The sequence below is a fragment of the Neorhizobium sp. SOG26 genome (assembly GCF_003491345.1).
Classification (GTDB): Bacteria; Pseudomonadota; Alphaproteobacteria; order Rhizobiales; family Rhizobiaceae; genus Neorhizobium; species Neorhizobium turbinariae.
The window spans coordinates 621,992-634,574 of record NZ_CP025513.1; the positions used below are offsets into that span (position 1 = coordinate 621,992).

The window sequence follows — 12,583 nt, forward strand, 5'->3', positions numbered from 1 at the left end:
TCGCTATGGTTCCGAGTCGAAATGAATCTTAAATCAAACACTTAGCAGATCGATCCGGACCCGTTTTACGAGTCAGCATCAACATCCTGATTCAGCTAACGAATCAGCTTGGACGCATAATCTGGTGGCTTTTCCCATGTCGACCTGCTGCCTCACGGCGCACATTCAAGGCAGCGCGTAGGCGCTGCGCATTTCTTGAGCAGACGACACTTTTGCATAAGAAGTGACTTGACGAGGGCAAGAAAATGTCGTGACTGGGGACCAATTGGTAATTGGTTCACATAATGGTTCATTCTCCCGCCCTGCCGGAGCCGCCGCACGAGAACTCGTATTATGCCCTTGAGAAGCTGCGCGAGGTCGTCCGCTCGGAGACTTTTGCAGCACAAGGACGGCTTCCGACGGAACGGGCTCTCGCAGAGATGCTCAATGTCGGGCGGCGAGCTATCCGCCGTGCACTTGAGGTACTTGAATCCGAGGGGTTGATCTGGCGCCGGCAGGGTGCGGGGACTTTCTTGGGCGAGCGGCCGGATAGCTGGAGCGACCATGTCGATGCATTGATTGCCGGCACCGATATCATGGAAATCATGGAGGTCCGGCTGCGGATCGAGCCGCAGCTTGCACAGTTGGCGGCCATGCGTGCCAAGCCTGCGGAAGTGGACCGCATGCGAAAGCTTATTGAGAAAGCCGATGCGAGCATCGATGCCGATGCCAAGGAGCTCTGGGATGGTGCGCTCCACCGGCAGATCGCACAAAGTGCAGGCAACCAGCTCTTCCTGTCGATCTTCGACGTCGTCAACCGGATCCGACAGGATGATGCCTGGCAGGCGATCCGTGAACGTGCCCGCGGCGCGGGAACGGGGGCAGGGGAGTATCTTCGCCAACACAATGCTATTGTGGACGCCATCGCCGCAAAAGATCCAGCGAAAGCGGGTGAAGCGATGCGGCAGCATCTGCTGATGCTTCAAGCAAACCTGATCCGGGCAACGTCATCCGCCGATGGGGATCACGTGCACGAATTCAGCCAGGAGACTAGCCTGCGAACGGCATCTTAGGAGCTGTTTACCGGTGTTCAGATTGTAACCTTTACTAACACCAACCAGAGGATTGAACATGAGCAGACTTTCAACTCTAACCGCGGCATTGCTCGCCGGTGCCTTCATGGCATTCCCGGCAATGTCTTCTGAACTGCGCATCGGCATCAACGACGATGCGGACGTTCTGGACCCGGCGCAGTCGCGCTCCTTTGTCGGCCGTATCGTCTACACCGCGATGTGCGACAAGCTCGTCGACATCGACCAGGACATGAAGATCGTGCCGCAGCTCGCCACCGAGTGGGAATGGTCTGAAGGCGCAAAGGTCCTGACGATGAAGATCCGCGAAGGCGTCAAGTTCCACGATGGTGAGGACCTGGACGCTGCCGCCGTCGTTGCGACGATCGAACGCAACATGACGATGCCGGAATCGCGCCGCAAGAGCGAGCTGTCGTCGGTGGAAAAGGTCGAGGCAACCGGCCCGCTGGAAGTCAAGTTCACCCTGAAGTCCCCGGACGTCACGCTGCTCGCGCAGCTTTCTGACCGCGCCGGCATGATTGTCGCCCCGAAGGCCGCCAAGGAGCTCGGCGCCAACTTCGGCTCCAAGCCGGTTTGCGCAGGTCCGTTCAAGTTCGTCGAGCGCATCCAGCAGGACCGCATCGTGCTCGAGAAGTTCGCTGACTATTGGGACAAGGACAAGGTCCTTGTGGACAAGGTAACCTACCTGCCGATCCCGGACACCACGGTAAAGCTCGCCAACCTGCGTTCCGGTGATCTCGACATCGCCGAGCGTATTGCTGCATCCGATGCCGAGTCCGTCAAGAACGATCCGAGCCTCACCTATGCTGACGTCATCGGCCCGGGCAATATGGGCGTCTATGTCAACATCGGCAACGGTCCGCGTGCTGACAACCCGCTCGGCAAGGACAAGCGCCTGCGCCAGGCATTCTCGCTCGCGATCGACCGTGAAGCGATCAGCCAGATCGTCTTCGAAGGCACCGCTATGGCCGGCAACCAGCCCTATCCGCCGACCAGCCCATGGTACAACAAGGAAATCCCGGTTCCGGCACGCGACATCGAGAAAGCCAAGCAACTGATGAAGGAAGCTGGCTACGAGACGCTCGATGTTGAGCTGCAGCACGCTAACAACACCATGCAGACGCAGATGATGCAGGTCGTCCAGTCGATGGTTGCCGAGGCAGGCTTCAACGTCACGCTGAAGGCGACTGAGTTTGCAACGCTGCTTTCCGAGCAGACCGCTGGCAACTACCAGATGAGCCGTTCCGACTGGTCGGGCCGTGTCGATCCGGATGGCAACATCCACCAGTTCATGACCTGCAAGGCAGGCCTGAACGACATGAAGTATTGCAACCCGGAAGTCGACAAGCTTCTTGATGAAGCCCGCGCTTCGACCGACGACAAGGTCCGCAAGGAAAAGTACGACGCAGCAAGCGTCATCCTCGACGACGAGCTGCCGATCATTTACCTCGGCCACCAGCCTTACGCATACGGCGTCTCGAACAAGGTCGAAGGCTGGAAGCCTTCGCCGGATGGCATGATCCGCCTGCTCGGCGTTTCGAAGAAGTAAGCGTACCAGAGGCCGCGCGGCAGGTTCTGCGCGGCCTCACCAACAAGGGGGCGATGTCATGCCTGTCTACATCGGCAAGCGGCTGCTGGTCGCGATTCCGACTTTGCTGATCATCTCGATCTTCGTCTTTTCGCTGCAGAAGCTCCTGCCGGGCGATCCTGTTCTCGCCATGGCCGGTGAGGATCGTGATCCGGCAACCATCGAGATGTTGCGCGAAAAGTACCATCTGAACGAACCGGTGGTGACACAATATGTCCGCTGGGTCGGCGGCATCCTCGTCGGTGACTTTGGCGTATCGCTCCGAACCAACCAGCCGGTGCTGGAACTCATCGGGCAGAAGCTGCCGGTCACAGTCCAGCTCGCTGTAATGGCGATGATCTTTGCGCTCCTGATTGGTATCCCGACAGGCATCCTGGCGGCGGTCTACAAGAACCGGACGCTCGACTACATCTCCAACCTGATCGCCCTGTCAGGCTTGTCCGTACCGAACTTCTGGCTGGGCATCATGTTGATCCTGCTGGTGTCGGTGAACCTCGGCTGGCTGCCTGCATCCGGATATGAATCCATTTTCGTGGATCCGGTCCGGTCGATCAAGACCATGATCATGCCGGCCTTCGTCCTGTCGACGGCACTGGCTGCCCAGCTGATGCGTCACACCCGCTCAGCGATGCTCGGAGTATTGAGCTCCGACTATATCCGTACAGCGCGGGCCAAGGGTCTGTCGCCGCGACAGGTCATTCTCAGCCATAGCTTCCGTAACGCGCTGCTGCCGATCGTCACGCTCTCGGCGCTGCTGTTTGGCGAACTGCTCGCCGGCGCCGTATTGACCGAGCAGATCTTCACCATCCCAGGTTTTGGCAAGCTCACCGTCGATGCCGTCTTTACTCGCGACTACGCAGTCGTGCAGGGCATCGTCATGTGCACGGCAATCGGCTTCATCCTGATGAACCTGATTGCTGACGTGCTTTACGCACTCCTCAACCCGCGCCTGAGGGCAAGCCTATGACCGTCATCGAACAGACAGCCCCGATCCCTGAACCGCGGCAGAAGAGCCGCGCATGGCGCAAGATGCGCGCAAACCGCGGCTCGATGGCCGGATTGTTCATCATCGCTTTCTTTGCGGTGCTCGCCGTTGCCGCGCCGCTTCTGCCTATTCCCGATCCGGTCGCGACAAGCTGGTCGGCACTGCGCAAGGCGCCATCGGCAGCACACTGGCTTGGCACGGACGATCTCGGACGGGATATCATGTCGCGGATGATTTGGGGCGCTCGTGCATCTTTGATGGCTGGCGTCATTTCGGTCGCAATTGCCGTGGCGATCGGCGTCCCCTTCGGCCTTCTGTCCGGCTATTTCGGTGGTTGGATCGACCAGGCAATCCAGCGCATCACCGAGGCTCTTCTGGCGATGCCGTTCCTGATCACCGCCATTGCGCTCGCGGCCTTCCTCGGCCCAAGCCTGATGAATGCGATGATCGCGATCGGTCTTTCCGCCATGCCGATTTTCGTGCGGCTCACCCGCGGTCAGGTGCTGGCGGTGAAGACGGAAGACTATGTCGAAGGAGCGCGCTCCATCGGTCTCGGCCATTTCGACATCATGGCCCGCTACATCCTGCCGAACGTCTTCGCCCCGATCATCGTCCAGGCGACGCTGACTGTCGCGACGGCAATTATCGCGGAGGCCAGCCTTTCATTCCTGGGCCTCGGACAGCAGGCTCCTGCTCCAAGCTGGGGTTCAATGCTGAACGTCGCGAAAAACTTCCTCAGCCAAGCGCCCTGGATGGCCATGTGGCCGGGCCTCGCCATCTTCCTCGTCGTGATCGGATTTAACCTGCTCGGTGACGGGCTGCGGGATGCGCTCGACCCGCGCGAAGCCTGATTGCGAAACACTCTTTTACAAGGACTTTATCAGAATGACCGATTTCACCACGCGGCCTGAGATACTGGGCACCTTTGGCGTCGTTACGTCCACCCACTGGATTGCGTCCGCCGTCGGCATGGCCATCCTTGAAAAGGGTGGCAACGCTTTCGATGCCGCCGTTGCCACGGGTTTCGTGCTGCAGATCGTCGAGCCTCATCTTTGCGGCCCGGGCGGCGACATGCCGGCCGTGTTCTATTCGAAGAAGAAGGACAAGGTCGAAGTCATTTGCGCTCAGGGTCCGGCCCCGGCAGGTGCGACCATCGAACATTACACGGGGGAAGGCCTGAAGCTCATCCCGGGCGACGGTCTCCTCGCAACGGTCATTCCCGGCGCATTTGACGGTTGGATGCTTATGCTGCGCGACTACGGCACCATGAGCGTGCGCGAAGTTTTGGAGCCCGCCATTTACTACGCGGAGCAGGGGCATCCGGCGCTGCCGCGTGTCTCGGCAACCATCAAGGATCTCGCGGACTTTTTCCAGAAGGAATGGCCGACCTCCTATGAGACTTGGCTGCCGGGCGGTGTTGCGCCTGAACCTCACGGCAATTTCAAGAACCCGGTGCTGGCCGAAACTTGGAAGCGAATTGTTTCTGAGTCCGAAGCAAAGGCATCGCGCGAGGATCAGATCGAAGCCGCACGCGACGCTTTCTACAGGGGGTTCGTCGCAGAAGCGATCGACCGCTATTTGAAAACCGCTGAAGTCATGGATGCGAGCGGGACCAAGCACAAAGGCGTGCTGACGGCCGACGACATGGCGAATTGGCGCGCGACCGTAGAAGCTCCGCAAACTTACGACTACCTCGACTGGACGGTGGCGAAGACGCCGGCCTGGGGGCAGGGGCCAGTTCTCTTGCAATCGCTTGCCCTGCTGAAGGGTATCGACCTGAGCTCCATGGACCCGTCAGGTCCGGACTTCGTCCATGCCGTCGTGGAGGCCATGAAACTCGCCTACGCCGACCGCGAGGTCTATTACGGCGATCCGGAATTCGGGCAGATCCCAACGGAATACCTGCTATCGGATGCCTACAACAACGAGCGCCGCAAGCTGATCAGTGAAAACGCTTCGCTCGACCTGCGGCCGGGCGTGGTTCCCGGTTACGAGCGTCAGGTCGATGCAACGATGGCGATGCTTGCCGAAATGAGCGGCACGGGCGCGGTTTATGAACCGACGATGGCCCACCTGACGGAAAAGAAGGGCGATACGGTCCATATCGATGTCATCGACCGCTGGGGCAATATGGTGTCGACCACGCCGTCCGGCGGCTGGCTGCAGTCCTCGCCGATCGTGCCGGGACTAGGTTTCGCGCTGAACTCGCGCGCTCAGATGTTTTGGTTGAAAGAAGGCCTGCCGACCTCGCTGGCACCGGGCAAGCGTCCGCGCACGACGCTCACGCCGTCGCTCGCCCTGCATCAGGGCAAGCCGTCGATGGTGTTCGGCACGCCGGGCGGCGACCAGCAGGACCAGTGGCAACTGCCTTTCTTCCTGCGATATGTCCACCACGGCAAGAACCTTCAGGCCACGATCGACATGCCGCTGTTCCACACCTCGCACTTCCCGGGTTCGTTCTACCCGCGAACCAGCTCGCCGGGCGAGATCATGGTGGAAAGCAACATCGGAGAGGCATCGCTTGCCGAGCTGCGACGTCGCGGACACAAGGTCACCGTTGCCGACCCGTGGACGGTAGGTCGCCTGACGGCTGCAAAACGCGATGCCGATGGCTTGCTTCGTGCTGCTGCAACGCCACGGCTCATGCAAGCCTACGCGATCGGACGTTGATCCATGACTTGGTCGATTGTCGCGCGGGATCCTGAAACAGGGTACTTGGGTGTAGCGGTCGCCAGCCGGTTCTTTGCCGTCGGCTGCGCGGTGCCGCATATCAAGGGAAGGGTAGGGGCTGTTGCAACGCAGGCCTTCGTGAGCCCTCTTTATGGAACAGACGGTTTGAAGATGCTCGAAGAAGGGCTTGCCCCTGAAGAGGTCATCAGGACGTTGACCTTGCGCGATGACGGCCACCGTCAGCGCCAGATGCATCTCATCGATGCTTCTGGCCGAAACGCCGCCTTTACCGGCGAAATCTGCGTGCCGTGGGCCGGACACCTCGTCGACAACAATGTTTCGGTTGCCGGCAACATGCTCGTTGGGCCGCAGGTGATCGCGGAAACCCTGAAGGTTTACAATGAACGGGCTGCGTCTGGAGCCCCGCTCGCGGAACGGTTACTGGATGCGATGGATGCCGGCGAAGCCGCCGGTGGCGACAAGCGTGGACGCCAGTCCGCAGCGATTGTCATCTACCGAGACCAGGATTATCCGTGGCTGCGTATCCATGCGGACGATCACTCAGAACCGCTTGTCGAGCTGCGACGACTTTACGCCGTTGCGCAGGAACGTTTCCTACATGTGGCCGAGACCATGCCGACTCGGGAGAACCCCCACGGCATGACGGATCGGCGCGTCATCGATGAGCGGATCGCAGCTCTGGAAGCCGCCCGCCAAGAGCAGGGGCGTCCATCGGCGTCCTTTGCCACCCCGCCTAAGGCATGATGAGAGATGCTCCTATGAGTGATGCACCCATTCTTTCGGTAAAGAACCTGACCACGTCCTTCCTCGTTGACGGGCGTTGGAAAAGCGTCGTTCGTGGCGTCTCTTTCGATGTTCGTCAGGGGGAGACGGTCGCGATCGTCGGTGAATCGGGTTCGGGAAAAAGCGTAACCTCGCTGTCGATCATGCGGCTTCTTGCGCCTATGTCGAGCCGAATTGAAGGCGAGATCATCCTCAACGGGCGTGACCTGACCAAGCTCACCGACAAGCAGATGCGCGAGATCCGGGGCAACGAAGCCTCGATGATCTTCCAGGAGCCCATGACGTCGCTGAACCCGATCTTCACGATCGGGCGGCAGATCTCCGAGGTGCTGACGCGCCACAAGGGCATGTCCAAGACCGACGCCCGCGCGGAAACGGTCCGGCTTCTCGAAAAGGTGCGCATCCCGAACGCTTCGTCGCGCTTTGACGAATACCCGCATCAGTTCTCCGGCGGCATGCGCCAGCGCGTGATGATCGCGATGGCCCTGGCGTCGAAGCCGAAGTTGCTCATCGCCGACGAACCGACCACCGCGCTCGATGTGACGATCCAGGGGCAGATTCTCGATCTCATCAAGATTCTTCAGGAAGAGGAGGGGATGTCGGTCCTGTTCATTACCCATGACATGGGCGTGGTGGCCGAGATTGCTGATCGCACGATCGTCATGTTCCGTGGCGAGCAGGTGGAGACCGGCCCGACCGAAGACATCTTCAACCGGGGCCAACATCCGTATACGCGCGCGCTGCTTTCGGCCGTACCAAAGCTGGGTTCGATGCAGAACCACAAATGGCCGACCCGTTTCCCGATCGTCGACATGAAGACCGGCACGGCGGAAGAGCCGATCGAGATTTCCGGAACTGTGGTGGCGGAGAAGGCGCCGGTGCTCAAGGTCAAGAACCTGGTCACCCGCTTCCCGATCCATTCAGGGCTCTTGTCGCGCCAGACCGGTGCGGTTCATGCCGTGGAAGACATCTCCTTCGACCTGTTTCAGGGAGAGACCCTGTCGCTCGTCGGGGAGTCGGGCTGTGGCAAATCCACGACGGGCCGTTCGATCATGCGCCTTGTGCAGCCTACCAGCGGCGAAATCCTGCTGGACGGCCATGATGTACTGAAGCTGCAGCCCGCCGAACTGCGCAGCATGCGCAAGTCCGTGCAGATGATCTTCCAGGACCCGTTCTCCTCGCTCAATCCGCGCATGTCGGTGGGCACTGCGATCTCCGAGCCATTCATCAAGCATAAGCTTGGTACGGCGAAACAGGCCAAGGAAAAGACCGCCGACCTTCTCGAGAAGGTCGGGCTTTCCGCCGATATGGCAAGCCGCTACCCGCATGAGTTTTCCGGCGGTCAGCGTCAGCGCATTGCCATTGCTCGCGCTCTTGCGCTCGATCCCAAGGTGATCGTGGCCGATGAGAGCGTCTCGGCACTTGATGTGTCGATCAAGGCGCAGGTCTGCAACCTGCTTCTCGACCTGCAGCAGAGCCTCAACCTCGCCTTCCTGTTCATCTCGCACGACATGGCCGTCGTGGAACGTGTCAGCCACCGCGTTGCGGTGATGTACCTTGGCGAAATTGTCGAGATCGGGCCGCGGGCTGCCGTCTTCGAGAACCCGCAGCATCCCTATACAAAGAAGCTGATGTCAGCCGTCCCTGTGCCTGATCCAGCACGTCGCGGCATTCGCCGCGGGATCACCAACGACGAACTTAGGAGCCCGGTTCGTAAACTGGACTACCGGCCGCCCGTCCGGCAGTACCGGCAGGTTTCTGAAGGACATCTGGTCCAGGTCGCTTGAGCTTTAGCTCCATTTGAGATCGGTCAGGCGACCGATCTAATGAAGCCGCCGAAGAAGGCGCTTAGCCGCTGATGGGCGTCCATCGGCAATACAGTCGCGACATACTGGTCCGGTCGGACAACCACGATGCACCCGGCAGCGCGATCGATACCGCGCATCGCAAAGATGTCCTTGCCGCCCTTGTAGTCCGGGCAGAAGACCTTTTCGTAGTCGCGCAAGCCGTAGCGGCCCTTCGGCGGAAGCAGGAGAGGCGGTACATCCTCGACCTTCAGGTCGCGGTGGGGTTGCTGCAGGACGGCCCGCACATCGACGACTGAATCTGGGTCGTTGCCGTCTTTGGTGAACTTCTTAAGCGGCGACGAGGGGTCGCCGGAGAGAAAAGCGATCGTCGCTTGAAGCGCAGAGCCGGCCACGAAAGGTCCTTCCGCCCCCGCAAACAGGAAGAGGCGCCAGCGTCCGTCTGCCTTTATGGTATGGCCAAGCTGCATTGGCTTGCCATCCGATAACCTGATCACGGGCGCCGAGTGGAAGCGCATCCCGATCGAAAAACCTAGCGCCAGATACTGATATTCTCCGTCCTCCGTCAGAACGGAGGGTTGGTAACGGGTCGCGGTGCCGGCGGTATAACGGCCATGGCGCACGAAATAATCCTGTGTCTTTGCGGGGTCGACGGACCCTGCGGATGAGGCGCTGAGCATGCGTGCCCATTCGCGGTCGAATTCGATCAACTCCTTGGCGATAGCCTGGCGCTCAGTCGAATAGGTCGCCAGAAGCGAAGGCTCGCTCTGCCCCTTGAGGACCGATGCCAGTTTCCAGCCGAGATTGAAACTGTCCTGCATGGAAACGTTCATGCCCTGCCCAGCCTTCGGGCTATGCGTGTGGCAGGCGTCGCCGGCAATAAAGACACGCGGGATTAGGGTCTCGGCCTGATCTTGTGGCACATCATCAAATCGGTCGCACAACCGCTGGCCGATCTCGTAGACCGACCACCAGGCAACCTCCTTCACATCAAGGCTATAGGGCTTGAGAATACGCTGCGCGGCGGCGATCAGGTAGTCGGCATTGATGTCCAGGTTACCAGCGCGTTGCCCTTCGCTCAGCTTGTCCAGTTCGACATAGATGCGAACCAGATATCCGCCTTCCCGCGGGATGAGTACGATGCTGCCTTCGCCAGCAGACTGGATCAGCGCCTTCAGCCGGATATCCGGGAAATCAGTGACCGCCAGCACGTCCATGACGCCCCAGGCATGGTTGGCGGAATCGCCATGCAACGTCTGACCGATCGACTTGCGCACCTTGCTGCGGGCACCATCGCAACCAACGACATACCGGGCTCGCACGATTTCCGTTTCGCTGCCGGCCTCGCCGCACCGCTGGAGGGTCACCGTGACCGGATGGCTGCCCGCGCTCTCCGATCTGTCGATCGTCAGGTCATGGAGCTGCCGATTGTAGTGTGGCTCAAGCTGGGTTTTCGACTTGCGCATCACGTCGAGGAAGAAGTCGTGCACTCGCGCCTGGTTGAGGATGACGTGAGGGAATTCGGACAAACCATCTTCGGTGTCGTAGATCCGGCCGCTTCGCGTGATCGTGCCCGGCACGGCTTCGTTCGGTCTCCAGAAGGAGGTCTCATTGACCCAGTAGGACTCCTTGAGCACCCGTTCTGCAAAGCCGAAGGCCTCGAACATCTCCATCGTCCGGCAGGCGATACCGTCCGCCTGGCCGCGCAGAAGCGGGCCGGGTTTCTGGTCAACGATGCAGGTTTTGATGTCCGGGAAAGCGGAAAGCTGCGCCGCGAGTGTCAGGCCTGCCGGTCCGCACCCGACGATCAGCACATCGACCTCCGTCGGAAGCGGGCCTTGCGTTCCCGTCGATACCGTGCGGGCGTTCGGGTCCAGGATTTCCGGGTCCCCCGGCTGGTACCCATCAAGATGAAACTGCATATGACCTTCTCCTCTAGATTGATCAGCATACTGAAGATCATTATACTGTCAATTCGCAGCGTGCCGGACGGAGGTTCAGGTGAAGGTGAAGTCGAATGATGAGATGCCGGGACACCTGGCGCGCCGCTTCCAGCAGATCGCGACGGCGGTCTTCCTGTCAGAAACAACAGCGGCCGGTTACGATCTGACGCCGGTTCAATACGCTGCACTGTCGGCGATCAAGCTTCACCCCGAAATCGACCAGATCACACTCGCCGGGCTCATCGCATACGACCGCACGACAATCACCGGCGTCGTTGACCGTTTGGTGGAGAAGGGATTGATCATCCGCACTGCGAGCAGCCGCGACCGGCGTTCGCGCGAACTTACGCTGACCGCTCGGGGTGAGGAGGTGCTTGCAGGTGTCACGCCCGCCGTGGAAGCTGCGCAACAGATGATGTTGCGTGGGCTGAGTCAGACTGAAGCCGCGCAACTCATGCGACTGCTGCGCAAGGTCATTGACGACGCGAACGACCTAAGCCGCGCCCCCTACAAGCCTCTCCCTTCGCGATAGAATAGAAAATTCCGCCGCGAATTGACAGCTTGGAATAATCGAATAGGGTCTCTGTAGACACCCCTCATGCAGACTGGGGCCGATCAGGGATTTGCACATGGCTCAGTTGACTTTGAGCGGGATCAAGAAGGGGTTCGGCCCGGTCGAGGTGCTTCATGGCATAGATCTCGAAATCAAGGACAAGGAATTCATCGTATTCGTCGGCCCCTCGGGGTGCGGAAAGTCCACGCTGCTGAGGCTGATCGCGGGTCTCGATACGATCAGCGCCGGCGAGTTCCGCATGAACGGTCGGCGCATGAACGAGATCGCACCGTCGCGCCGCGGCATCGCCATGGTGTTCCAGTCCTACGCGCTTTACCCGCACATGGACGTCTACGAAAACATGGCTTTCGGCGTTCGCCTGATGGGTCTGGACAAGGCCGAAATCGAACGACGTATCGCAGACGCCGCGCAGATGTTGAGGCTGGGGGAGTTGCTGAAGCGCAAGCCGCGCGAGCTTTCAGGCGGACAGCGCCAGCGCGTGGCGATCGGGCGGGCGCTTGTGCGCAAGCCGCAGTTGCTCCTGCTGGATGAACCGCTTTCCAACCTTGATGCGGCACTACGCTCGGATGTTCGGCTCGAGATCGCCAAGCTGCACCGCGACATCCAGGGGACAACGATCTACGTGACCCATGACCAGGTCGAGGCGATGACGCTCGCCGATCGGATCGTGGTCATGAACAACGGCCGTGTGGAGCAGTTCGGCAGCCCCCGGGAGCTGTACGAGCGTCCTGCCAACACCTTCGTGGCCGCCTTCATTGGCTCGCCCCGCATGGCTCTCCTGGACGTCGAGCGCCAGGGGAACAGGCTCGGTCTTCCGGGCTCAGGGTCACTGTCGTTGACGCGGCTTCCGCAGATTGACGAACGGGAGCTCGTCCTGGGCGTTCGCCCGGACTCGCTGACCATCACGACGGATCTGGCTGCCGAAGGCTTCAAGGGAAGCGTGATCTACACCGAGTATCTCGGCGACAACACCTTTATCTATGTGCGCCTGGGCAACGGCACCCTGGTCAGCATACGCACCGCAGACGCTGTCGAGCTCGCGCCCGATACGCCCGTCGTCGTGCAGGTTTTGCCGGATGCCGCGCATTATTTCAGCCGGTCGACCAGGGAGAGGTTGGCGGCCTGAACGGGAATTGTCTCCCGA

General features: G+C 60.3%; 10 protein-coding genes. 9 read left to right on the forward strand and 1 reads right to left on the reverse strand.

The window, feature by feature from the left end; translation table 11 throughout:
- Positions 1-284: 284 nt before the first annotated feature.
- Genes CYG48_RS19515 through CYG48_RS19545 form a run of 7 tightly spaced genes read left to right on the forward strand, consistent with a single transcriptional unit; the run spans position 285 to position 8,904 of the window.
- A complete protein-coding gene (locus CYG48_RS19515; protein ID WP_118852860.1) occupies positions 285-1,052 on the forward strand; it encodes a FadR/GntR family transcriptional regulator in 768 nt (255 codons plus the stop codon).
- A 58-nt stretch (positions 1,053-1,110) separates the two neighbouring features.
- Positions 1,111-2,619, forward strand: coding sequence for an ABC transporter substrate-binding protein (locus CYG48_RS19520; protein WP_118852200.1), 1,509 nt, complete (start codon positions 1,111-1,113; stop codon positions 2,617-2,619).
- A 58-nt stretch (positions 2,620-2,677) separates the two neighbouring features.
- The gene (locus CYG48_RS19525; protein WP_118852201.1) at positions 2,678-3,625 is read left to right on the forward strand and encodes an ABC transporter permease; all 948 of its coding nucleotides are present in this window, start codon (positions 2,678-2,680) and stop codon (positions 3,623-3,625) included.
- Positions 3,622-4,494 carry an ABC transporter permease gene (locus tag CYG48_RS19530; protein ID WP_118852202.1) on the forward strand — a complete coding sequence of 291 codons (873 nt, stop codon included), beginning with the start codon at positions 3,622-3,624 and terminating at the stop codon, positions 4,492-4,494. The genes CYG48_RS19525 and CYG48_RS19530 overlap by 4 nt, the downstream gene beginning before the upstream one ends.
- A gap of 34 nt (positions 4,495-4,528) precedes the next feature.
- On the forward strand, positions 4,529-6,313 hold the full coding sequence (locus CYG48_RS19535) for a gamma-glutamyltransferase family protein (protein WP_118852861.1): 1,785 nt from the start codon (positions 4,529-4,531) through the stop codon (positions 6,311-6,313).
- 3 nt (positions 6,314-6,316) lie between these two features.
- The gene (locus CYG48_RS19540; protein WP_118852203.1) at positions 6,317-7,078 is read left to right on the forward strand and encodes a DUF1028 domain-containing protein; all 762 of its coding nucleotides are present in this window, start codon (positions 6,317-6,319) and stop codon (positions 7,076-7,078) included.
- A 14-nt stretch (positions 7,079-7,092) separates the two neighbouring features.
- A complete protein-coding gene (locus CYG48_RS19545; RefSeq protein ID WP_118852204.1) occupies positions 7,093-8,904 on the forward strand; it encodes an ABC transporter ATP-binding protein in 1,812 nt (603 codons plus the stop codon).
- A gap of 23 nt (positions 8,905-8,927) precedes the next feature.
- Here the strand turns inward: CYG48_RS19545 and CYG48_RS19550 are convergent, their stop codons facing one another.
- Positions 8,928-10,844 carry an FAD-binding monooxygenase gene (locus CYG48_RS19550; protein ID WP_118852205.1) on the reverse strand — a complete coding sequence of 639 codons (1,917 nt, stop codon included), beginning with the start codon at positions 10,842-10,844 and terminating at the stop codon, positions 8,928-8,930.
- Positions 10,845-10,947: 103 nt separating this feature from the next.
- On the opposite strand from CYG48_RS19550, the gene CYG48_RS19555 reads away from it, so the two are divergent.
- Positions 10,948-11,397 (forward strand): MarR family winged helix-turn-helix transcriptional regulator, encoded by a 450-nt coding sequence (locus tag CYG48_RS19555; protein ID WP_118852862.1) that lies wholly within the window; start codon positions 10,948-10,950, stop codon positions 11,395-11,397.
- A gap of 97 nt (positions 11,398-11,494) precedes the next feature.
- A complete protein-coding gene (locus tag CYG48_RS19560) occupies positions 11,495-12,565 on the forward strand; it encodes an ABC transporter ATP-binding protein (protein ID WP_118852206.1) in 1,071 nt (356 codons plus the stop codon).
- The last annotated feature ends 18 nt before the right edge of the window (positions 12,566-12,583 follow it).